Consider the following 22,689-nt stretch of genomic DNA (forward strand, 5'->3'; position numbering starts at 1 on the left):
CGGAGATCCACAGAGAAGAGCTTTACGTTCTTACTTTAGGTCTCGCTTTTCCTCGGTGCTCTCTGTGTTCTCGGTGGTGAGTAATCTTTTGGGGTGGCTTTACCGCAGTATCCAAAGGACATACTAAGGGCGCGGAGGTCCACAGAGAAGAGCTTTGCTTTAAGTGGTTCTCTGGGTGTGCTTAGCATGCCCTTTGAGTACTGTGCTTTTGGTGGCGAAGTATTTTATAAGAGCTGCTACTCCTCTGGTTTCTGTGGTAAGTATAAGCGCTTAAAAGCTATAAGACGCCGAGATTGAGCCGAAGCTGTGGGTTTCTTTCTGGGTATCAAACTCTTTGCTGCGGAATACCCGGGCGTATGAGATTTTCCAGTCCTCGACCAGCATGCTGGCACCGATACTGAAGTCGCCGACCCAGTTCTCTTTATCCACCGAGTGGCTGTGACTGAATGTGTTACCGTCCAGGAATATATCCCGTAAAACCCAGCGGCCGTCAATCGCCATAAAGCCGTGCAGTCCGAAGTTCTGGTCACGGCTGTAACCGGAGGTGCTTTGGGTACGGAGGTCATTGCTACCTGGGGCGCTGTTGTCTCCTCCGGGGCGCAGTGAAGAGGTACCGAAGTCATCGGGAAGGAACCAGCCTATACGAAACTCTGCACCAGCGTTGAGATAGGTGGCAACGTTGCCGAGACTGGCACCACCATGCCAGATAATATCGTATTCGAGAGCGCCTTTAATGCGTTGAACGGGGGTGCGGTATTTTCGTTCATAGACCAGTTGCAGCCCCAGTTCATTGTTCAGCTGATTGTCCCAGCCATCAAACTTTTCGATGCCACGTATATCGTGCACCAGATCCTGAGCTTCTTTTGCCAGTGATGCCGGGCCGATAAGGCCGATATTCATAATGGCGGAATCCATCCGCTGTTTATGCTTCAGGTGGTAACCCATCCCCAGATAGAGCCAGCCAGCATAGGGGCGGTCATCGGGAACAACCGTGGTGCGTTTATTGTCTTTCGGGGTAAACATCTGCTGTCCCAGGGTGACAACCAGATTTCGGACGATCTCATCCTGTTTCGGCGGAGTATCGTCAAACAGTCCCAACGGTGCGGTGATATAGCGGTTATAGCGTCGGGCCCACACCGGTAGTCGTTTATCATCCAGATAACTGGTCAGGTCCGGTGAGGTCCAGGAAAAACGGATGCCGTTGGTATACTGCTGATCGGTATCGGCAAACAGGTCGTTTTCCAGATAAAAGTTAAAGGTTCCGGGGTTAGACTCGCTGCCGAGCAACGCATTTTTTTCACTGGCAAACGTATCTGGCTGCGAGGAAGCCGCCATAATCGGGGCCGATAGTGTCAGCCCGGCGGTTAGTATTACGGCGGTGGTTTTCATCAGAAGAACAGGTTTCTCTGGGGTTTTTTAATCATGATCTTCCACACCACTACCAGCAGGATCAACAGGATAATGAGTGACAGGTGGGCCACGTTTAGTTGATAGAACTGCCAGTCAGGCACCGGGCAGATACCGGCATTGTCCAGGGTGGTTAGCAGGGCATTGAGACTGCCTTTTTCCAGCAGGACAGAGGTGCTCTGCTGACAACTTTCAGGGATGTCGCTGGTGTCGGCAAACAGGCTGCGCACAATGGTCACCAGACCGCCGGCAATCAGCAGCAGATGCAGTGTCGCCAGCAACCGCTGAAAGTAGACACTGCGGTTTATCAGAAAACCGAGCAGAAAAAATCCTGCCATCAGCAGCAGTATGATGCGTATTACCGAACACAGGGCGCAATTACTCTGATCTATCAACGGTTCGATGTAGATCTCTGTGACGGCCAGACTGGCAACGCAGATCAAAAAGCCTAAGAGATTGTTTGAACGATATGAGGGCTTACCTGAAACATCAAAGGTGCTCACATTATTGTCCTGATCGTTTAAAGTTTATTTTTTAGACCACTGTCCGTTAGGGGTTTGAACATATTGCCCGGCCGGAGCCCGCTGGGTCAGACGCTGGCCAATACGCAACTCGATAATATTTATCTCAACACCTGCGTTACGGGCGGTTTCTGCGTATGCTTCCCGACGTTTGCTGTTGATTGTTTTAACCAGATTATTCACTTCTGGGGTGCTTTTTACGACACCAAGATAGCCGTTAAGTTGTTCACCCACCAGTCCCTGATTTTTAGCATCATCCAGGCTGATCGCCCAGGCAGAGGGAGGGATCGCCAGGCTCAGCAGCAGGGTCGCGAATGTCAGTATATTTTTTATCTGCTTCATGGTGCTCCTCCTCAGAATAGTTCGCTGTTTTCTTCTAACAGGTTATCAATCTCTTTATCAACCTTAATCAGTATCTCGTGTTTTATCTTCACATTAAGATTGATAGTGATCGGTTCATTAGGAACAGCGACCTGTACGGTTGGTGTACAGGCAGCCAACATCAGCATTAAACTGCATAATGTCAGCGATTGTAGTGTTTTTGGCATATACATATGCTGTTCTCCGTCAATAGTAAAGCACGTTTATGATACCGTTGTGGCAGCCCTGCCTGATTGTAACCTGTCAACGGTATCGCTTTTCCAGTGTTTTCGTCAATTTGTCTGTAAATTGAAGGGCTTGTAACAATTTCGGGATGTTTTCCTCGATATTGATGGTAAAGTCGACTGGCTGTCCCCGGTTCCAGTTGGGATTATGTCCTTTCAGGTGGGTTTTTAGCAGGGCCTCCCCATCTGGCTGGTAATCCAGTTCAATTCCCAGACTCTCATAGCGCATGTTACGCAGCGCATCAAAGGCGATGCCCAGGGCCGGGTTGGCTGCCTGTAACGCCAGAAACTCCGCCGGTGGTTCGAACCTGATCCAGCCCCCGTCCGGGGTGCTGAGAACCTGTCCCCCTGTGATGGTTAACGCCCCGTCACTGAAGTGGACCGGCATCTGACCATTAAGGGTTCCGCTACCGGTGAGTCCCTCCTGCTGCTCCAGCGCGATCAGTTGCGCCAGATCGATCCCTGTCACCGCGATGGCCGTCTTAAAGTCGGGATTATCCAATGCCAGTGTTACCGGCAGGGTGGTCACTTTGCCTCCGAGCAGGTCAACAGTGCTACTGTCGAGCTGCAGCGTCTGTTTGCCAGCTGTGCTGTGTTCAAGGCGGTAGTGTCCTGAGAAGTTCTGCAGAGGCACACCGACATCGATAAAAGCGATCTTTAACTGACCGCTATCCTCTAATTTACCGCGATGGTTCTTAACCGTTTCTGAACTCCAGTCAATTTCGTAGAGATGGGTCTGATCGTAACTGAGGCTGGCTTTCTCTGTCCGGTTTAACAGTCGCAGTGCGATGCCATTGTTATTCATATCCAGCCAGCCTGACTGGTGCAGTGTGCCGGCAGTGAATACCAGTTCCGGGGGGATCTCCTGGCTAAAACGTCGCAGTAGTTTTTCGATACCGTTGAGTGGCACGGCGGTTTTCCAGCTGCCGGTGGTACGGTTGCTTGTAAGATCAGTGGTGGTTGAACCGCTGATCTCTGTCGCAGCAGCCAGCAGCCGGTCCTGTAGATTGAGGCTGAAACGCTGGCTAATCCTGTCCGGGCTGATGTCAGCATGGCTATGCAGTTGCATCAGCGGCAGTGAGCGGGTGTTATAACTTCCTTCGATCTGGTCAGCCGTCAGATCAGCCTGCAGATGCTGGTCACTGAGCCTGATCTCTGACAGTGAGAGTAATAGGGGGGTTGAACCGATCTGTATATCCGGTTGTCCGGTGGATTTAATCGTCACCGGTTGCAGGCTGATACGCAGATCTGTCCGGGGTAACTGCAGCGCCTCAATACCAGACTGACTGAGAGTGTGCACGGTGGTTTGAATATGCAGGGGATTAACCAGCTCAACCTGTATAGCCTCGGAGCGGATTGTCGGGGCTTCTGGCGTGTCCCCGTGGGCAGCAAACTGCTGGCCGTTGGCAGACAGCTGCTCTATCGTCAGGGTCAGTTCATCGTTTTTCAATGTCAGTGCTGAGTGTTGTTGCATATCCAGTCGTGCCAGCTCAGGAATGGGCTGCTGCAGGGTAACCTGGCTGGAGACCTGATAGTGATGGCGGGCGCCGCCGAGACCACTGTTGAGGGGGAATTCGCTACTGCCAGAGAGCGTAACGATGCCGGATATTTCAGGCAGGGTGACCGGCGCAGGCAATGTGATAAACGTCGTTAACAGGGGCTGTTGCAACAGCGTCTGTAGTTGTTCCGGGTAGAGGTTTGTCTGGCTTTGGAGGCTAAGCTGTGGTGCCTGATAGGACAGTGAAAACCGGGTTTTAAGGGCGGGAATCTCCTGGGTGGTCAGGGTCAGCTGGCCTGTGTCCTGATGGTCGATGATCAGCTTCAGAGCGATCTGCGGCGCATCCTGAATCTGGTCAATACTGAGGCGGAACTGCTCTTTATCGGTTGAAAGATGTCCGGAAAAAACCAGTGGAGGAAAGCTGTCGGTCTCAGAAGATGAATGGATATTGACCCTGTAGTGTTCCAGTTTAATCGTATCGGCGGGTAACTGCTTTAACAGATAGGAGGGCAGCGGTGGAAACGGCAGCGGTCCCGGTTCAGTCGTGGCTGCTGAACGCTGCGAGACTGTCAGATCCAGTTGCAGCCCATCTATATGCAAACTTTTAACCCGCTGTGAATTAAATAACAGCCAGGGGGTGAAGCGCAGATCGATTGCTTCCGCCGTCAGGACAAACGACTGATCCGGAGTATTTTTCTGCAGTTTAAACTGGTTGATCCGGATCGTGTTAAGGCCGGGTCTTTGCAAGTCAAAGCTGGCATCGATCTGCTGCTCTGCCAAAAGCTGGCGGACACTGTATTCGGCAATTGCCGGAAGCGCTGCATAGACACTGGCTATCAGGAAGCACAGGAGAGCCGTGGCTATCAGCAGTTTGCGCATGCACGTCTCCCTGTCACAATATTAAACCCCGTTAAACATCAGATATCCTCCAGCTCCATCTCACAGAGCCGGTCGACCGCATCCCTCAGGTGGAAGATGATTTTCGCATACTGGTCGCTGTCGGTGGCAATATCAATATCGCTGAGCCGGTCAGCTGTTTCTTCCAGGGAGGCGCCCTGGGCACTGATACCGTTATCATCCAGTAACCAGTATATCAGACCATAGATCTCCGCCTGGGTTTCAACCGCATCCAGATCCGCCAGAAAGTGGTCGCGCAACTGTTGTAACACGATAAACAGTGGGTCATCCAGGTCTGTTGCTACATAGAGTCTTAGCAGGGTGTCGGCATCCCCGATCAGGTAATCTGCCGCCCCCGGTACCGCCGCTGTTTCGCTGCCGCAGGGTTCAAGGTGAAACGCATCGTTGTGACTACGGATAATAAAACGCATATCGGCGCTGCCTGATCTTTTAAGGTTGAACTGAGTAAATGTTTCAGCCGGAGAGTCTGAGGGTTAACGGATCTTACGCACCACATTAAGGCCATCCCTGACGGTCAGGAAGACGTTTTCCACGTCCGGGTCCTGGGCGATAAGCCGGTTCGTTTCCACCAGGATATCATCGATCTCCGATTCCGGTTGTACCACTTTGCCCGACCAGAGCACATTATCGAGTACGATCAGTCCGCCGGGACGGGTCATCTCTTTTACCCGGTTATAGTAATTAAGATAGTTGCGTTTGTCGGCATCGATAAAGGTGAAATCCAGTGTCAGATCGAGGTTTTCGATGGTTTCCAGGGCGCGGCCAAAGATCACTTCAATTTTATGGCCGTGTTCGCTGCGATCATAGAAGGTCTGGGCAAATTCTATCGCCCGGGGGTTGGTTTCACAGCAGATAAGCCGGCCATCTTCGGGCATCCCTTCGGCAATAGAGAGCGCAGAGTAACCGGTGAACATGCCGATCTCCAGCGCCACTTTCGGCTGGTGGATCGCACTCAGCAGCTTCAGGGTGCGGCCCACTAAACGTCCCGACAGCTTCTGCGGCCAACCCATATTTTCGTTGGTTTTATCGATCAGTTCCTGCAGCAGGGGAGGCTCTTCGCCGGTATGGATAAAGGCGTAATCTTCGATGGCTTCATCAACCAGATACTGGGTCATTCTGTCTCTCTCAACATCACATGTCTGACCCGGACTTTCAGCGCCGTTGCCCTGTTCGGTGCCGGGTAAATTTTGCCGGAGATAATATCACTTTTGAGGCGTGTAGGGATAATGGTGTGTTACGCCGTCAATAATGCTGCGCGGTGACATTTTTCCGCCGTATCCGGGGATATGCCATAGGTTGGGGATGAAAAATCCCTTACAATGATCGTTTTTAAACATTGTAAAAGTGGAGTAACCCCTTGGACCCCCTGATTCTGTTTCTCTGTACCGGTTTTGTCTCTATGTCTGCTGCACTGAGTGCCGGGCAGCTGAATAAACTGGCGGATGCTGATAAGCCCGCATTTATGCAAAGCCGTAATGGTGCGGTAATGGTGATTATGGCGGGAAATCTGGGGGCGCTGACACTGATCGGTGCGCTGGCGTATGGTTTCCGGTTGCTGGAGTGGTGGATCCCGCTGAGCTCTGTTTTCCTCTCTTTTCCGGCCATCTCTCTGGGTATTACCCAGCGTCTGTTGGGTGATCGGGTGAATCTGTTTCTGATGCTGCCACTGACCCTGGTGTCTATCGGTCTGCTATATCATTTCTGGTAAGCTTATTCTCTCCATCAATCAGGAATGACAATGATGACTGCCCAGTTGACTGAACTGTTAAATAGCCCCCTGATGACTGCAGCGTCAGGTGTCGTGCTGGGTTTGCTGTTGGGTCTGATCTGGTTGCAACTGACAAAACAGAAACTCAGCAGTCAGCATCGTTCACAATTGCAGCAAGCAGAGATGGAACAGCAGAAACTGCTGGAGCAACTGGAACGTTTTCAGGTTGATCAGGCGATGGCCAGCGACAAAGTTCAGTATCTGGAACAGGAGCTGCAGCTAAACAGTGCGCGGGTGCGGGATCTGGAGCTGGATCAGGTACGGTTGCAGCAGGTTGAGGCGCATAAATATGCGCTTGATGACCAACTGGCTGAGCAACAGGAGCAGATGGATAATCTGCAACGTTTATTAAGTCAGCGACAGGCACGTATTGCCGAACTGGAAAGCCGGCTGGAGAGTGAGCGGGAATCACAGTCAGAGAAACTGCAGTTGCTGACTGAAGCCCGGGATCAGCTGAAAAGCGAATTTCAGAATCTTGCGAACAAAATCTTTGAAGAGAAATCAGCGAAATTTACCACTGCGAATAAAGACTCTCTCGGTTCACTGTTAACCCCACTACGCGATCAGTTGGGCGAGTTTAAGCGCAAGGTAGAGGATGTCTACGATAAGGAAGCCAAAGACCGCCGCTCGTTGTATGAACAGATTACCCAGCTGAAAGAGCTGAATCAGCAGATGAGTATGGATGCGGTTAACCTGACCAATGCCCTCAAGGGTGAGAGTAAGACTCAGGGAAACTGGGGCGAGGTGATTCTCGAACGGGTGCTGGAACAGTCCGGTCTGCGAAAAGGCTATGAGTATGAAACCCAGGTCTCTCTCAGTGAGCAGGGGCAGCGCTATATGCCGGATGTCATTATCCGTCTGCCGGACGATAAAGACGTTATTGTGGATGCGAAAGTCTCTCTGACCGCCTATGAAAAGTACTGCTCTGCTGATGACACCCCGGCACAGGAGCGGGCTTTAGCCGAACACCTGCAATCGATTCGCAACCATATCCGGGGGCTGAGTGATAAAGCGTATCAGAGCCTGGAAGGGGTGCGATCCCTTGATTTTGTGCTGATGTTTATCCCGGTGGAGGGGGCTTTCCTATTAGCTCTGCAGCAGGATAAAGAGCTGTTCAGCTTTGCCTACGAACGCAACATTATTCTGGTGAGTCCCTCGACGCTGCTGGTGACCTTGCGGACCATCAATAATATCTGGCGTTATGAGCGGCAGAACCGTTTTGCGCAGGAGATCGCCCGTCGTGGCGGTGAGCTGCACGATAAGTTTGTAGGTTTTGTCGAATCCGTGGAAGATATCGGGCGTCATCTTGGACGCACTCAGGCTGCTTACGAAACCGCGCATAAACGCCTCAGCAGTGGCAAGGGGAATCTGGTTAACCAGGCGGCGTCACTGCATAAGCTGGGTGTGAAAAACAAGAAAGAGCTGGATAAAAAACTGACTGATCATGCCTCAGAGTCCGACCCGGATGCTGAACAGCTGGAGATTCTCGACAGATGATCTCGGTGGTGGGTTATGGTTCGCTGTTATCAGAAAGCTCTGCCCGCCAGACGGTGCCGGCGCTGCAAAACTTTCGTCTGGTACGGGTGTCTGGTTTTCGACGTATTTTTAATAAAGTCGGTATCGTGTTTCTCAGCCGTCACGGAGCTGATCCGGAGAGCCTGCAACTGGCCTCCTGTTCAACGCAGAGAGTGGCGGGGTGTGACATTATCTGTAGTCAGTTTGAATGCTCTGCTGAGGATTTTGTCGGGCTCTATGAACGGGAACACCGGTTTCGCTGGATTGAGGTAGAAACCGTGCCGTTAGAACCGTCACAGGCGCCTGATACACCCTCTGTGGGGCGGATGTGTACCGGTTATGATGATCTGGACTACCGCCTCAATAAATGTGTGACACCACAGGAGTATGAGCTGCGGGTAGGGCGGTTCTATACGGGGGCTATCTGGCGCGATGATATTCTGCCTTTCCCCCGCTATCTCGCCTTTTGTTTGCAAGCGGCCGCCTCTCAGGGTCGTGCTGTGCTGGATAACTTTCTGGACAGCAGCTATCTTGCCGATGGTCAGACAACGCTCAGAACCTATCTGGATCAGACCCCGGAGTTGCAGGACTGGCGTAATTTTGAAACGGGTTATCACTATCCTTCCCGCTAGTCCGCACGGTTGCCTGGCTCCATTTTTGATCCTGTTTATATATTCTTTTCCCATCGTTGAATAAAAATTCGTCGGCATGTTTTGCCCGGTTGTTTTTATCAATATGCTGTTTTGAATTTTCATGAAAAATCAAAACTAAATATTGAAAATTCTGTAATTCATCAAAATTAAGTTTTGAAAATTCTTAAAATCATCAAAATTAAATATTGATATGTATGTTTACAGTCAAAATTTAATTTTGATTTTTGTTTATTTTTTGTACAAAAAAGGCGCGATATGTGATAAAAATAGAGGGGTATTCAAAGACGTGCTATATTTGCCGCAACGGCAGAGGCGGTAGGCGATTTGCCGCTAAAGATGGCAAAAAATTGCCGATATAGATAAAAGGCTTCAAAATTTTACAAATATTTAATGGCTAAAATGTTGTGTTTAAAGAAATACTCATTTTTAGCAATTATTTGGTTTATTTTTTGCTGTAGTTGTCAATAATATTGCAAACAGCAAAAAGAATGGTTTTACCGGATAAAAAAATATCCGGGGTTGGTCAAATAACATTCAGGGCTGAAGCAAAAAGCAGCCGGTAAATTACCGTTTCCCGGTAGAGGGGCGGATAGCTAAGTATGTGACTGGATATGGCAATGACGAGCAATATGATCGTGGCACTGGATATAGGCACCTCGAAAGTGGTGTGTCTGGTGGGCGAGGTTGGCCTGGATGGCACGATCGATATCGTTGGTATTGGCTCCCATGAGTCGCGGGGGCTGAAGCGGGGTGTGGTGGTGAATATCGAATCCACCGTGCACTCCATTCAGCGGGCCGTGGAAGAGGCCGAGCTGATGGCGGGCTGTAAGATCCACTCGGTGACCGTGGGGGTCGCCGGCAGCCATATCAACAGCATGAACTCCCACGGCATCGTTGCCGTTCGCGACGGTGAAGTGATGGAGCATGATCTGGAGCGGGTGATTGATGCGGCCCGGGCGGTGGCGATTCCAGCGGATCAGAAAATTCTGCATATCCTGCCGCAGGAGTATGTCATCGATAACCAGGAGGGCATTCGCGAACCGCTGGGGATGTCCGGAGTGCGACTGGAAGCCAAAGTACATCTGGTGACCGGCGCGGTGAATGCGGTGCAGAACATTGAGAAGTGCGTTAAGCGCTGTGGTCTGGCGGTGGACAACGCGGTGCTGGAACAACTGGCATCCAGTTATTCGGTATTGACTGAGGATGAGAAAGAGCTGGGTGTCTGCATGGTGGATATGGGGGGCGGCACCACCGATATCGCTATCTTCACCGGCGGCGCGATCCGCCATACCGCGGTGATCCCGATTGCCGGTGACCAGGTGACCAACGATATTGCCATGGCGCTGCGCACACCGACGCCCCATGCGGAAGAGATCAAGATCAAGTACGCCTGTGCGCTGGCTCAGCTGGCCAGTGCCGAGGACACCATCAAGGTGCCCAGTGTCGGTGATCGTCCGGCGCGGGACTTGTCCCGTCAGGCGCTGGCAGAGGTGGTTGAGCCGCGCTATGACGAACTGTTCACCCTGGTGCAGGCGGAACTGCGCCGCAGCGGTTTTGAAGATCTGGTGGCCGCGGGGATAGTACTGACCGGGGGCACGGCGAAGATGGAAGGGGCGGTGGAGCTGGCGGAAGAGATCTTCCATATGCCGGTGCGACTGGCGTTACCAAAAGGGGTGCGGGGCATGGGGGATATCCTTAACAGCCCGATCTACGCCACCGGCATCGGTCTGTTGCAATACGCCAAACAGGATAGCCATCATCAGGGAGATGCCGTCCCGGTTGATGACGATGAACCAGCAAGAGAGAACATACTGAACCGGATGAAAGCCTGGTTTCAGGGGAATTTTTAGAACGTAATATAAGCAATACAACAGGTGCGGGTTGGGCACTGAACCTGGAGGATAAGGGACATGTTTGAACTAGTTAATAACATCGCGCAGAACGCCGTCATTAAGGTGATTGGCGTTGGTGGTGGCGGTGGTAATGCCGTACAGCACATGGTCTCATCGGAGGTTGATGGGGTCGAATTTATCTGTGCCAATACCGATGCACAGGCGCTCAACAATATGGGCTCGCGCAACGTCCTGCAACTGGGTGGCGAAATCACCAAGGGGCTGGGTGCGGGGGCTAATCCGGATATCGGTCGTGAAGCGGCGATGGAAGACCGTGAGCAGATCCTGGAGATGCTCAGCGGTGCGGATATGGTGTTTATCACCGCTGGCATGGGTGGTGGTACCGGTACCGGGGCGGCGCCAATCGTTGCTGAAGTGGCCAAAGAACTGGGTATCCTGACGGTTGCCGTGGTGACCAAGCCGTTCCCGTTCGAGGGTAAGAAGCGGATGCTGATCGCCGATCAGGGGATCAAAGAGCTGTCCGAGCATGTTGACTCGCTGATTATCGTGCCCAACGAAAAACTGCTGCAGGTACTGGGCAAAAACTGCACCCTGATGAAAGCGTTCGACGAAGCGAATGATGTCCTTAAAGGGGCGGTGCAGGGGATCTCTGATCTGATTATCCGTCCGGGAATGATCAACGTCGACTTTGCGGATGTGCGTACCGTGATGTCAGAGATGGGTACCTCGATGATGGGTACCGGTTCGGCCCGCGGTGATAATCGTGCCATTGAGGCCGCCGAAGCCGCCGTCCGCAGCCCGCTGCTGGAAGATGTCGATCTGATGGGGGCTCGCGGTATTCTGGTGAATATCACCGCCGGTCTGGATCTCGGCCTGGGTGAGTTCAGCGATGTAGGTCAGGTGATCGAAGAGTTTGCTTCAGATAGCGCGACTGTTGTGATCGGCACCGTTATCGACCCAGAGATGTCTGATGAGATTAAAGTCACTGTCGTGGCAACCGGGCTGGGTGGTGCTGAAAAGCAGGATATCCGGGTGGTCAGTAATGGCTCGTCTGCTTCAGGTTCCCGTCGTGCCGCCAGCGCAGTCAGTGATTACAGCCAGCTTGAGCTGCCAACCGTTATGCGTAATCGCAACGATTCTGTCCGTGCTCAGGATAACCCCGTGGTTGAGCCGGAGCCTGCGTCAGAGTCACGTAAAACCGGTACGGATGATATGGAGTTTCTGGATATTCCAGCATTCCTGCGTCGTCAGGCTGATTAAAAGATAGCCCATTGGGGTATGTTCCACCCCTTATCTTTTAACAGCCAAACTTCCCCCGCCTGTGGAGCCATCCCAGGCGGGGTTTTCTTTTTTGAGTCGCTGAAAACCCGGCTGGGTTGCGGTTTTAAACGAATCCGAAAAAAGTCGTTAAAAACCGTTCCAGATGTTTGATTTAAGTCCTGAATTCTATTAAAGTACGCGGCCTCTGATATCGGCATCAGAGAGAACGCCGAGGTTTGCGACGGCGTTAACCCGCACCCAGATGTGCAGGTTATAAGTCTGAAAAGACAGCGTAAACAAAATACGTAGTGAGGTGTCCGAGTGGTTGACTCGGAGGCGAAGCCGCAGAGAACATCGGAGTTTACGACGATGGTAACGAGCACGCAGGCGTGCAGGTTATGAGTCTGAAAAGACAGCGTAAACAACATACGTGGTGAGGTGTCCGAGTGGCCGAAGGAGCACGCCTGGAAAGTGTGTATACCGCAAGGTATCGAGGGTTCGAATCCCTCCCTCACCGCCATCTAATTCAAAACGGAAAAGCCCGGTTTAACCACCGGGCTTTTTTGTATCTGAAATATGAGGGGAGGGTGAGAGTCGAACGCAGTGAGACAACATCGGAGCTTGCGACGATGGCCCTGAAAGGGTGAAAGTTTTCTGTGAATAGCCCTCGCGGGTTCGAGCCGAGCGAAGCGAGACCACATCGGAGCCTGCGACGATAGCCCGAAGGGCGAGGAGTGAAACGACGAGGGCACCGAGCATAGCGAGATAACGTTGGAGCCTGTGACGACGACCCGAAGGGCGAGGAGTGAAACGACGAGTAATCCTCCCTCACCGCCATCTAATTCAAAATGAAACAGCCTGGTTTAACCACCGGGCTTTTTTATGTTTGGAATATGGGCTTCGTCTAAGCCCAAAACATTCTCCCTCATTCCCCTAGAGCCCCTCTGATAACGCTTGTATACTGGCTGCAATTTTGTCTCAGACTCACCATGGGTTCATCATTTTGCATACACTTGCACAGTTAAAATCCGGCGAATTAGCGGGTATTCAGCATCTGAAATTGTCAGAAAATTTGACCACCTTCCCGGTGGAGATTCTGTCGCTGGCGGATACTCTGGAAATTCTTGATCTGTCCCATAACCGGTTGGATTCATTGCCGGATGAGCTGAGACAGCTGCATAAGCTTAAAATCATGTTTGCTTCAAACAACCGCTTTGAGACGCTGCCAAAAGTGCTGGGTGAGTGCGCTAGTCTGGAAATGGTGGGGTTTAAAGCGAACAGAATAAGCCGGGTGCCGGAAAACGCATTGCCGCCCCGGTTACGCTGGCTAATCTTAACGGATAACCGGATTGAAACTCTGCCTGAGTCGCTGGGCGAGCGGCCCCGGTTACAAAAGTTAGCACTGGCGGGTAATCGCTTAACCCATCTGCCACAGAGTATGGCTAAGTTAACCAACCTTGAGTTAGTGCGTATCTCTGCTAACCAGTTGAGTGAGTGCCCTGAACAGCTGCTTGATCTGCCGAAACTCGCCTGGATTGCGTTTTCCGGTAATCCATTCAGTCGTTCAGATCTCAGGATTGACTCTGTTCCGCTTATACGGTCATCCAGCTATACCCAGCAGGAAGTGTTGGGGCAGGGGGCATCGGGTGTAATTTCAAAGGCGGTGTGGAATGAGGATCAAACCCACTTTCCTGATGAGATAGCGGTGAAAGTATTCAAAGGTGAGGTTACCTCTGATGGCTATCCGGAAGATGAGCTGCACGCCTGTTTAAAGGTCGGAGAGCATCCCAATCTGGTACAGCCTTTGGCGCAGGTGAATGAGAATGGGTACTTAGCGTTGATCATGAACCTGATTCCACCGCACTATCGCAATCTGGGGTTGCCGCCATGCTTTCAGAGTTGTACCCGTGACAACTTCCCCGAGGGTGTTTCGCTATCCATCGAACAGATCGATAAAATTGTGCAACAGATGGTGAGTGTCTTTACCCATCTGCATGACCAGCAAGTCTGTCATGGTGATCTGTATGCCCATAACACCCTGTATGACGAAGATGCGAATATCATTTTTGGCGACTTTGGCGCGGCCAGTATGTATCACATGCTAACAGAGAGACAGCAGGAAAAGATCAGGCAGATTGAGCGGCGGGCGCTGCATCATTTTATTGATGATCTGTTGAGTATCTGTGCTGAAACCGATCAACAGAACCTGAGATTCACGCGCCTGAAGCAGAAAGCTACGCATTAGCGTGCCAGGATAAAAGCAAAAGCGGCGATCATTTCCCTTTCAGCTGAATCCAGCATAAATTGAAAACGATAAAGCCTGGTCTGACGACCGGGTTTTTTTGTGTCGGACACATGATAGGGGTCGAGTGCGGTGAGTTCCCCCAGTTTTTTATATAGATATTGGTTGCATTGTCTGTCTGTGCTCATGACAAATTATATTCAGGTCAATGACGCAACATATCTATTATCAGCCGTTAGCCAGCGATCATCGCGTGGGGTGGGTAGTGGGTAAAACGATGAGTTCAATCTATTCTGTTTAGGTTTTGTAATGTAGCTGTATGGTGTTTACTGGCATATTCACTAATATTATGAGTGGTTATAGCGATTGTTGAATACCGGTCTGGGTTAGCAAAGCTAATCGTTTTGCTTAGGAAAGATCGTTTTACAGCGATAGGTGGATTTTCTAAGGTGGGCATAAAGTAACTCAGTAAAGAGATCTTCTGTTATGTCTGTACATCAAGCAAAAATTAACTGGCAGCGCAAACCCCACTGCTCAGATTCAGTGACTTACTCGCGTAATCATCAGGTCAGCCTGAATGGAGATCAGCAACTTCAGGTATCGGCCTCGACGGAATTTAAGGGCGATCCTAACTGTGCAGATCCCGAGCAGATGCTGGTGAGTGCTGTTTCCAGTTGTCATATGCTGTTTTTCCTGGCGATTGCAGAGTTTCAGGGGTTCCGGGTTGAATCATACGAAGATGTTCCTGCAGGATATCTGGAAAAGAACGGCAAAGGCGGGATGGAAATTACCCGTATTGTCCTCTCCCCCAGCGTGATATTCGGTGGAGATAAGCAGCCCGATCAGCAAACAATTTCTAAAATCCATGCCAATGCACATAAGAACTGTTTTATCAGAAACTCGGTTACAGCCAGTGTTGAGATCAATCATTCTTAACTGTTGATATTTTGTGAGGGCTTCTATGAGCACTAATCAGTCAAAAGAGAGTCTTTTGTTGCGCAGCGATCAGAATGGTGCCGTGTTTCTCTCTTTAAACCGGCCGGATAAATTAAATACCTTATCCGAAGCGATGCTGGCTTCACTACAACAGGAACTAGATAGTATCGCCGCTGATCCCACCGTACAGTGTGTCGTCCTGAGTGCTGAGGGGCGCGGATTTTGTGCCGGCCACGATCTGCAAGAGATGCGCAGCAACCCAACGCATAGCTACTATCAGGAACTGTTTCGTCGTTGTGGTCAGGTGATGCAGAGCATCGTTAATCTGCCAGTACCGGTCGTTGCAAAGGTGGGTGGTATCGCCGCCGCTGCAGGCTGTCAACTGGTCGCCAGCTGTGATCTGGTGATCGCTGCCAGATCGGCCCGATTCGCTGTTCCGGGTATTAATGTGGGGTTGTTCTGTTCAACCCCGGCGGTTGCCCTGTCACGCAATATCTCACCTAAGCGGGCATTCGATCTGCTGGTGACCGGCGATATTATTGATGCCGATACTGCGCTGGAATGGGGGCTGATCAGCAGTGTGGTTGATGATGCGGATCTGGATGACGCCGTTGCAGAAAAAGTCGAGAAAATTCTCAGTAAAAGTCCTTCTGCTGTCCGGTTTGGCAAATCGATGTTTAATCCGCAACGCCAGATGTCGCTGGCTGATGCCTATGAATTTGCCGGCAATGTTATGGCGGATAATATGATGAGTCCCGACGCGGGCGAAGGTATTGATGCCTTTCTTGCCAAACGGGCACCGATCTGGGAAAAGCCGGCGGGCTGAGGTTTTTATCTGAGAAAGTCTGTGTGGATCTGCTGGTTTTACTGGCTTTCAATGAATTTAGCATTAGATATTGACGTTATCAGGCACACTCTGCTGGTGCAGGTGAGATAGCTTATCTGACGTAGAGGTCGCTGATGAGTCTTACACAAGAGAAACAATAAAATGACCGAGCAATGTGCATTCAATCAGGCGCTGGAGAAAAACACGGCTAACTATGTCGCTCTGTCGCCACTCAGCTTTATTAAGCGGGCCGCTGCGGTTTATCCGGACAGATCTGCTGTGATATACGACGATAAAGTCTATTCCTGGCGCCAGACCTACGGTCGATGCTGCAAGTTAGCCTCGCTGTTGCAGCAGTTTGGTATTGGCCGAGGCGATACTGTGTCAGCCATGCTGCCAAATATTCCCGCCATGTATGAGGCTCATTTTGGCGTGCCTATGGTTGGTGCCGTGCTGAATGCAATCAATATTCGCCTGGATGCTGAAGCGATTGGTTTTATTCTTAACCACAGTCGCACGCGGCTTTTACTGGTGGATACGGAGTATGCCGATGTTATCGAGAAAGCGCTGACTCTGGTCGAAGGAGATGCCCCGATTGTTATCAACGTTGCTGACCCTGGCTATGGCGAAGGGCGGCTGTTTGGCGGTTTTGAATATGAAGCATTACTGGCTGAACAGCCAGAAGAGACTGAGTGGGAACTTCCGGCAGATGAGTGGGATGCGATTGCGCTGGGATATACCTCCGGCACTACCGGAAACCCAAAAGGCGTGGTCACTCACCATCGGGGTGCTTATCTGAATGCCGTCAGCAATACACTGTCATGGAGCTTACCTTCAAAGGTGGTGTATCTGTGGACTCTGCCAATGTTTCATTGCAATGGCTGGTGTTTTCCCTGGACACTGGCTGCGATCGGTGGAACCAGTGTCTGCCTGCGTAAAGTTGATGCGGAAAAAATTCATCAGCTGATGCGACAGCATCGTGTCACCCATTACTGTGGTGCTCCAATTGTCCATTCGATGATTGCCGATGCTGCCGTCACTCAGAAAACCTCAATCGATCACAAGATCTGTGGATTGATTGCAGGTGCTGCTCCGCCAGCTGCGGTTCTGGAGCGGATGGGGCGGCTTGGCTTTGAGCTGACCCATGTCTATGGTCTGACTGAGACCTACGGTCCCGCTTCGGTATGCGTTAAGCAGGATGACTGGGCCGGTCGCTCACTTGAAGAGCAGGTGGTACTGAACGGTCGGCAGGGGGTGAGCTATCCGTTACAGGAGGAGGTCACCGTGTTAGACCCCCAGACCATGCAACCGGTACCGGCTGATGGCACAACGGTGGGGGAAATCATGTTCCGGGGCAATATTGTTATGAAGGGTTATCTCCATAACGAGACCGCCACCGAGGAGGCATTTGCCGATGGCTGGTTTCATACCGGTGACTTAGCGGTAGTACATGCTGATGGTTATATCAAAATTACCGACCGCTCCAAAGATGTCATCATTTCGGGCGGTGAAAATATATCCTCACTGGAAGTTGAGGATATTATCCAGCGCCATCCTGAAGTGGAGCTTGCAGCGGTTGTGGCTATGCCGGATGAGAAGTGGGGCGAAGTGCCTGCGGCGTTTGTACAATTACGCCCCGGCAGTGAGCTAAGTGAAGAGGCAATCATTGATTTTTGCCGTGATAATATGAGCCGTTTCAAAGCGCCTAAGCGGATTGTATTGGGTAGTCTGCCAACCACCTCAACCGGAAAAATCCAGAAGTTTGCATTGCGTCAGCAACTGAGACCTCAGGCAAGCATGTAATTAACAATTTCCAGGCAGGGGAGCTATTGCATCGCTGTCGGTAAATAATAGTCATGGAGGTGATAAGCGATTATAGTTAGCTGTCTGTTATCGTATTGGGGTACAGCCGTACCCCGTTGATGACTCTCGTTTTTTCTAAGGGCAGATTCTATGTCTCGACTCCCCCCGATGATCGCTCTCTCATATTTTGAGGTTGCCAGCCGCACAAAAAGTTTCGCTAAGGCTGCTCAGGAGCTAAATGTTACCCCTGCGGCAATCAGTCATCAGATCAAGGCGCTGGAAGCCTATCTGGGAGTCGAACTGTTTGTCCGTCACCACCGTCGGGTCAGTCTGACCCCCGCCGCACGTGCAGCGTTGCCTGAGTTGCACGAAGGCTTCAAAACATTGCAACAGGCCGTCGACAATATTCGTCTCTTCAGCGAAGAGCGGAGTGTCGTGACCGTCTGTGCAGAACCCCTGTTCGCGACCAAATGGATCGTGCCACGCCTGCACCGGTTTTATGCTCGATGCCCGGAAGCTGAAGTGCGGTTACAGGCCAGTCTGCATACGGTGGATAAGTGCCGTAATAGTGATTTCGAAGGATCGCAGCTAAAGCGGGCGGGGATCGATGTCTCTGTACGGCTGGGGTATGGTGATTATAAGGATCTTGCCCCGCAACGCTTAATGACTCTTGATTTAGTGCCAATGGGGACGGCAGAGCTTGCTGCCAGCCTTAAGAGTACAGAGTCATTAGGCAAGCAAACGCTGTTATGGGACAGTACACTGTCACGCTTTAAAGATTCCTGTGGCTGGCATGAGTGGTTCTTACAACAGGCATCGGAACATACCGGTTCTCTGCGTGAACTGCGTTTTGGCAACGGTCTGCTGACACTTGAAGCGGCGCTGTCCGGACAAGGCTTGCTGTTGGGTAGTAAAGCGCTGCTGCAGGCAGAGCTTGCTGCAGAAAAACTGCAGGTAGTGATTGATCATCCGATGCACTGTGATCAGGCGTACTATGTTGTCAGTGCCGGGCCAAATAATGAACGGGATATTGCCCGGCAGTTTCGTGAGTGGTTGCTGGATGAGGCCGGCTCGCCCGATGCCTGAGCCCCTTTTTTTATGTGTTTTGCCGTTTACCCGCTAATCCATCTGCTGATTTTCTCTCGGGATAAAATGCTATCCCTGGCTATAGTCCAAACGGACTAAAACGGCTCAAAAACAAGACTGATTATTCAGTTTCGCTGCTGTGGTTTAGGCCCTTCTCTCTGCAAATACCTCATATCATTTACGCTGTTCAAACGATTTAAGTGCGGTTCAATCTTGTCGTATCGGGCGGGATTGAACATTTTGAGGACTGGAAAATGGCGACACAACAACAAGAAGAATTTGGCTTTGGCACACAGATTCGCAAATCACCTTACTTCGATGCAACCGTGCGCTGGGGCGCTAAAGTTTTTTCGGTGTATAACCATATGTATATTCCCCGCGATTTCGGCAACCCGGAGCAGAATTTCTGGAACCTGGTGAACGATGCGATCCTGTGTGATGTGGCGGTTGAACGTCAGGTGGAGATTACCGGTCCCGACGCCGCACAGTTTGCCCAGCTACTGACGCCGCGAGACCTGTCAAAGTGTGCCGTAGGGCAGTGTAAGTATGTGTTGATCACCAATGCTGATGGCGGGATTCTGAATGATCCTATCCTGCTCCGCCTGGAAGAAAACCGCTTCTGGATCTCCCTGGCCGACAGCGACATTTTGCTGTGGGCACAAGGCGTTGCGGTGAACTCCGGTCTGGATGTCACCATTCGTGAACCGGATGTCTCTCCGTTGCAGCTGCAGGGGCCGAAGTCCGGTGAAATCATGAAAGCCCTGTTCGGCGACAGCATCACCGACCTGAAGTATTACTGGCTGCGTGAATACGATCTGGATGGCATTCCTCTGATCGTGTCCCGGACCGGCTGGTCAAGCGAACTGGGCTATGAGCTGTATCTGCAGGATGGTTCGAAGGGGGATGCGCTGTGGGAAAAGATTATGGCTGCCGGTGCTCCGTTTGGTTTACAGCCGGGCCATACATCGTCAATCCGTCGTATTGAGGGCGGTATGCTGTCTTACCATGCCGATATGGATATCAACACCAACCCGTATGAACTGGGCCTTGATCGCCTGGTAGAGCTGGATATGGACGCCGATTTTATTGGCAAAGCTGCGCTGAAGCGAATCCGTGATGCAGGTGTGACACGCAAACAGGTGGGCCTGGTGATCGATGCTCCGGCGCTGACAGGACCGAACACCCGCTTCTGGATGCTGGAAAAAGAGGGCCAGCAGGTGGGCAGGGTGACATCTGCAGTGTTTTCGCCACGTCTGGAACAAAATATAGCCCTGGCGATGGTTGGCGCAGAGTTTGCCGAGCCGGGAACTACCTTTGAGGTTGCGCTACCCAGTGGAGCCGCAACCGCCACCGTGGTGGAAACGCCATTCTTTGATCCGAAAAAGAAAATTGCAGCGAGTTAATTCCGGCAAACAGACAAATCAGAAAATATGAGCGACCTCTGCAGGCGCATATTAACGACCAGGTTTGATTTAAGTTATATCGATCAAACGGTTCGGGTGAGCAGGATTTCGGGCTGGCGGTAAGACCTGATTCCAGATGCCTGCAGATGCTTATTGATTATAAATAGCAGGGTTGACCACCCTGGCAAACAGAAGGGCGACTTTATGGGGCTGTTATCATTTCTTCACAAATCCACTGAGACTGCTACCGTGGATCCAACCTCCCCCCTGCTGGAGAAATTTTTAAGCGGCTATTCGATTGAGGTGATGCCTCGGACTGCTGAGAATGTGGAATGCTTTCGCGATATCCTGCCCACCGGCACCCGCGTGTATATCGCTCATATCGATGGGACCTTCATTGAGGATATGGTCCATACCGCACGCCGTCTGACCGATGAAGGGTTTGAGGTTATGCCGCATTTTCCTGCGCGCCTGATTACAGGGTATAATGAGCTCGCCGAATGGATCGCCCGCTACCAGGGCGAAGCAGGTGTTAATCAGGCGCTGCTTCTGGGCGGTGGTCTGAACACTCCGGTGGGTGAATTTAAGGATTCTATGCAGTTGCTGGAAACGGGTCTCTTCGATGGTTTCAGCAACTTGCACATAGCTGGCCACCCTGAAGGGAACCGGGATATAGATCCCGACGGTTCCGACCGAATGGTGATGCAAGCGATGAAATGGAAAAAGGCTTTCTTCGAGCGGACGGATGCGCGTGTGGCGATTACCACTCAGTTCTGCTTTGAGTCTGCTCCGGTGATTGCCTGGGCTGACAGGCTGGCAGCGGAAGGGGTTGATCTGCCCATCCATATTGGCGTGGCGGGACCGGCTAAGCTGCATACCCTGATAAAATATGCCTTGTCATGTGGTGTCGGGCCTAGCATGCGGGTTCTGCAACGCAGGGCAAAGGATGTCGGGAAGTTACTTCTGCCCTATGAGCCCACAGAGTTATTAACCGAGCTTGCTGCTCACAAAGAACGCCATCCCGGTTTTGGCGTTGAACAGGTACATTTCTTCCCATTGGGGGGGATCAGGAATAATGCAGTCTGGGTCTCTGAAAATGGTGGCAGCGCCGGCCGGCCAGCTTCAGCAGACCGAGATTGATGCAACTATATCTGTAGCTACAGCCCACGACAGGGGCGTGTTACACAACAGGAATCAGGGCGCCGCTTTACAGGTTTTCAGCCCACTTTCGCTGAGCGCTAAATGAGAAGAACAACATGACTGCACAGATCATCGATGGTAAGAATTTCGCCGTTGCATTACGCGAAAGAGTCGCTGAACATACAGCCTATTTGAAGCAACAACACGATATCACTCCAGGCCTGGCTGTGGTGCTGGTGGGTGAGGATCCGGCATCTCAGGTTTATGTGCGCTCTAAGGCTAAGCAAACCGTTGAGGCGGGTATGCACTCTTATCAGCATAAGCTGGCTGTTGATACAACCGAAGCGGAACTGCTGGCACTGATTGATCAGCTTAATACGGATCCGGCTGTTCACGGCATTCTGGTTCAGTTACCACTGCCTGAGCATATCGATGAAGCATTAGTGATTAATGCGATCGATCCAGCCAAAGATGTGGACGGATTTCATATCTCTAATGCGGGTCTGCTTGCGACAGGACAGCAAGCGATGGTGCCCTGCACTCCTTTGGGTTGTCTGATGATGCTGCGTGAGTATTGCGGCAATTTGTCGGGCCAGAATGCTTTAGTGATCGGGCGTTCTAATATTGTTGGCAAGCCGATGGCGCAACTGCTGTTGAGAGAGAGTTGCACGGTAACCGTGGCGCACTCGCGGACACGAAATCTGCCTGAACTGGTGGCTAATGCCGATATCGTGGTTGCCGCGGTGGGACGGCCTCTGTTCATTGAGGGTGGATGGATCAAACCGGGTGCTACAGTGATCGATGTGGGTATCAATCGTATAGAGAAAAGCGACGGTACAACACGGCTTGTCGGGGATGTAGATTTCGCCGCTGCCAAAGAGGTCGCAGGTGCAATTACTCCGGTTCCCGGGGGCGTTGGCCCGATGACGATTGCCTGTTTACTGGCCAATACGGTCACCGCGTGCTGTCGGGCCAGAGCTCTCCCTGAACCCCATGGGCTTACGGTCTGATCATCCTTCATCATAACGGGCCATGGCCTATTGCCGGACGCTGCCGCTTCAGCTGAGTGTGGGTCACCTGATCCATTCGGAATGAGCGCTGGTGACAGCGCTAATGCTCTTCCCGCCACACTGTTTTGTCAGAACCCCGCATCGATCCTCATCGCGGCGGAGTCGCAACATCACCTTTCTGCTATTTCTAAAACCGGCACCCCGTTTTCCTGTTTATCCATAGTGTCACGTATGCCTGTTCAGAT

General features: G+C 51.6%; 20 protein-coding genes, 1 tRNA gene and 1 other RNA gene. 15 read left to right on the forward strand and 7 right to left on the reverse strand.

Features of this window, described 5'->3' with window-relative positions; genetic code table 11:
• Positions 1-270 precede the first annotated feature (270 nt).
• The 7 genes from JW499_RS02910 to JW499_RS02940 form a co-directional block, all read right to left on the reverse strand.
• A complete protein-coding gene (locus JW499_RS02910; protein ID WP_205209178.1) occupies positions 271-1,389 on the reverse strand; it encodes a lipid A deacylase LpxR family protein in 1,119 nt (372 codons plus the stop codon).
• Entirely contained in the window at positions 1,389-1,910 is a 522-nt protein-coding gene (locus tag JW499_RS02915) for a disulfide bond formation protein B (protein WP_205209179.1), read from the reverse strand. Before JW499_RS02915 ends, JW499_RS02910 begins: the two co-directional genes overlap by 1 nt.
• A 24-nt stretch (positions 1,911-1,934) precedes the next feature.
• A complete protein-coding gene (locus JW499_RS02920; RefSeq protein WP_205209180.1) occupies positions 1,935-2,270 on the reverse strand; it encodes a YdbL family probable chaperone protein in 336 nt (111 codons plus the stop codon).
• Positions 2,271-2,281: 11 nt separating this feature from the next.
• Positions 2,282-2,482, reverse strand: a complete 201-nt coding sequence (locus JW499_RS02925) for a YnbE family lipoprotein (protein WP_091359363.1) — start codon at positions 2,480-2,482, stop codon at positions 2,282-2,284.
• A 70-nt stretch (positions 2,483-2,552) separates the two neighbouring features.
• Positions 2,553-4,910, reverse strand: coding sequence for an intermembrane phospholipid transport YdbH family protein (locus tag JW499_RS02930; RefSeq protein WP_205209181.1), 2,358 nt, complete (start codon positions 4,908-4,910; stop codon positions 2,553-2,555).
• Between the two features lie 38 nt (positions 4,911-4,948).
• Entirely contained in the window at positions 4,949-5,359 is a 411-nt protein-coding gene (locus tag JW499_RS02935; RefSeq protein ID WP_205209182.1) for a hypothetical protein, read from the reverse strand.
• A gap of 63 nt (positions 5,360-5,422) precedes the next feature.
• A complete protein-coding gene (locus tag JW499_RS02940) occupies positions 5,423-6,064 on the reverse strand; it encodes an O-methyltransferase (protein ID WP_205209183.1) in 642 nt (213 codons plus the stop codon).
• Between the two features lie 242 nt (positions 6,065-6,306).
• Here JW499_RS02940 and JW499_RS02945 point away from each other — a divergent pair, with 242 nt between their 5' ends.
• From JW499_RS02945 to folD, 15 genes are all read left to right on the forward strand, one after another.
• Entirely contained in the window at positions 6,307-6,657 is a 351-nt protein-coding gene (locus tag JW499_RS02945; protein ID WP_091359374.1) for a hypothetical protein, read from the forward strand.
• A 30-nt stretch (positions 6,658-6,687) separates the two neighbouring features.
• A complete protein-coding gene (locus tag JW499_RS02950; RefSeq protein WP_232846205.1) occupies positions 6,688-8,214 on the forward strand; it encodes a DNA recombination protein RmuC in 1,527 nt (508 codons plus the stop codon).
• Entirely contained in the window at positions 8,211-8,864 is a 654-nt protein-coding gene (locus JW499_RS02955) for a gamma-glutamylcyclotransferase (RefSeq protein WP_205209185.1), read from the forward strand. Before JW499_RS02950 ends, JW499_RS02955 begins: the two co-directional genes overlap by 4 nt.
• Before the next feature lie 632 nt (positions 8,865-9,496).
• The gene (gene ftsA, locus JW499_RS02960; RefSeq protein WP_205209186.1) at positions 9,497-10,735 is read left to right on the forward strand and encodes a cell division protein FtsA; all 1,239 of its coding nucleotides are present in this window, start codon (positions 9,497-9,499) and stop codon (positions 10,733-10,735) included.
• 60 nt (positions 10,736-10,795) lie between these two features.
• Complete coding sequence (ftsZ, locus tag JW499_RS02965; protein WP_205209187.1) at positions 10,796-11,998, forward strand: cell division protein FtsZ; 1,203 nt, start codon at positions 10,796-10,798, stop codon at positions 11,996-11,998.
• Positions 11,999-12,430: 432 nt separating this feature from the next.
• Positions 12,431-12,518, forward strand: a tRNA-Ser gene (locus JW499_RS02970).
• A 193-nt stretch (positions 12,519-12,711) separates the two neighbouring features.
• Positions 12,712-12,835: non-coding RNA, RtT sRNA (locus JW499_RS02975), on the forward strand.
• A gap of 166 nt (positions 12,836-13,001) precedes the next feature.
• On the forward strand, positions 13,002-14,243 hold the full coding sequence (locus JW499_RS02980) for a leucine-rich repeat-containing protein kinase family protein (RefSeq protein ID WP_205209188.1): 1,242 nt from the start codon (positions 13,002-13,004) through the stop codon (positions 14,241-14,243).
• 483 nt (positions 14,244-14,726) lie between these two features.
• Positions 14,727-15,176 (forward strand): OsmC family protein, encoded by a 450-nt coding sequence (locus JW499_RS02985; protein ID WP_205209189.1) that lies wholly within the window; start codon positions 14,727-14,729, stop codon positions 15,174-15,176.
• 25 nt (positions 15,177-15,201) lie between these two features.
• Positions 15,202-16,002: an enoyl-CoA hydratase gene (locus JW499_RS02990; RefSeq protein ID WP_205209190.1), complete on the forward strand. Its 801-nt coding sequence runs from the start codon at positions 15,202-15,204 to the stop codon at positions 16,000-16,002.
• Between the two features lie 162 nt (positions 16,003-16,164).
• Positions 16,165-17,805 (forward strand): acyl-CoA synthetase, encoded by a 1,641-nt coding sequence (locus JW499_RS02995; protein ID WP_205209191.1) that lies wholly within the window; start codon positions 16,165-16,167, stop codon positions 17,803-17,805.
• A gap of 150 nt (positions 17,806-17,955) precedes the next feature.
• Positions 17,956-18,891, forward strand: a complete 936-nt coding sequence (locus JW499_RS03000; protein ID WP_205209192.1) for a LysR family transcriptional regulator — start codon at positions 17,956-17,958, stop codon at positions 18,889-18,891.
• Positions 18,892-19,145: 254 nt separating this feature from the next.
• Positions 19,146-20,294, forward strand: coding sequence for a glycine cleavage T C-terminal barrel domain-containing protein (locus tag JW499_RS03005; RefSeq protein WP_205209193.1), 1,149 nt, complete (start codon positions 19,146-19,148; stop codon positions 20,292-20,294).
• Positions 20,295-20,498: 204 nt separating this feature from the next.
• A complete protein-coding gene (locus tag JW499_RS03010) occupies positions 20,499-21,434 on the forward strand; it encodes a methylenetetrahydrofolate reductase (protein ID WP_205209194.1) in 936 nt (311 codons plus the stop codon).
• Between the two features lie 116 nt (positions 21,435-21,550).
• Positions 21,551-22,444: a bifunctional methylenetetrahydrofolate dehydrogenase/methenyltetrahydrofolate cyclohydrolase FolD gene (folD, locus tag JW499_RS03015; protein WP_205209195.1), complete on the forward strand. Its 894-nt coding sequence runs from the start codon at positions 21,551-21,553 to the stop codon at positions 22,442-22,444.
• The last annotated feature ends 245 nt before the right edge of the window (positions 22,445-22,689 follow it).

This window comes from Amphritea pacifica (assembly GCF_016924145.1).
GTDB lineage: Bacteria > Pseudomonadota > Gammaproteobacteria > Pseudomonadales > Balneatricaceae > Amphritea > Amphritea pacifica.

Coding starts and splice junctions, on each gene's coding strand:
- JW499_RS02940 (WP_205209183.1), bottom strand. CDS start 6,064: ATGACCCAGTATCTGGTTGATGAAGCCATCGAAGATTACGCCTTTATC.
- JW499_RS02935 (WP_205209182.1), bottom strand. CDS start 5,359: ATGCGTTTTATTATCCGTAGTCACAACGATGCGTTTCACCTTGAACCC.
- JW499_RS02990 (WP_205209190.1), top strand. CDS start 15,202: ATGAGCACTAATCAGTCAAAAGAGAGTCTTTTGTTGCGCAGCGATCAG.
- ftsZ (WP_205209187.1), top strand. CDS start 10,796: ATGTTTGAACTAGTTAATAACATCGCGCAGAACGCCGTCATTAAGGTG.
- folD (WP_205209195.1), top strand. CDS start 21,551: ATGACTGCACAGATCATCGATGGTAAGAATTTCGCCGTTGCATTACGC.
- JW499_RS02995 (WP_205209191.1), top strand. CDS start 16,165: ATGACCGAGCAATGTGCATTCAATCAGGCGCTGGAGAAAAACACGGCT.
- JW499_RS02930 (WP_205209181.1), bottom strand. CDS start 4,910: ATGCGCAAACTGCTGATAGCCACGGCTCTCCTGTGCTTCCTGATAGCC.
- JW499_RS02920 (WP_205209180.1), bottom strand. CDS start 2,270: ATGAAGCAGATAAAAAATATACTGACATTCGCGACCCTGCTGCTGAGC.
- JW499_RS03000 (WP_205209192.1), top strand. CDS start 17,956: ATGTCTCGACTCCCCCCGATGATCGCTCTCTCATATTTTGAGGTTGCC.
- JW499_RS02985 (WP_205209189.1), top strand. CDS start 14,727: ATGTCTGTACATCAAGCAAAAATTAACTGGCAGCGCAAACCCCACTGC.
- JW499_RS03005 (WP_205209193.1), top strand. CDS start 19,146: ATGGCGACACAACAACAAGAAGAATTTGGCTTTGGCACACAGATTCGC.
- ftsA (WP_205209186.1), top strand. CDS start 9,497: ATGGCAATGACGAGCAATATGATCGTGGCACTGGATATAGGCACCTCG.
- JW499_RS02925 (WP_091359363.1), bottom strand. CDS start 2,482: ATGTATATGCCAAAAACACTACAATCGCTGACATTATGCAGTTTAATG.
- JW499_RS02950 (WP_232846205.1), top strand. CDS start 6,688: ATGATGACTGCCCAGTTGACTGAACTGTTAAATAGCCCCCTGATGACT.
- JW499_RS02910 (WP_205209178.1), bottom strand. CDS start 1,389: ATGAAAACCACCGCCGTAATACTAACCGCCGGGCTGACACTATCGGCC.
- JW499_RS02955 (WP_205209185.1), top strand. CDS start 8,211: ATGATCTCGGTGGTGGGTTATGGTTCGCTGTTATCAGAAAGCTCTGCC.
- JW499_RS03010 (WP_205209194.1), top strand. CDS start 20,499: ATGGGGCTGTTATCATTTCTTCACAAATCCACTGAGACTGCTACCGTG.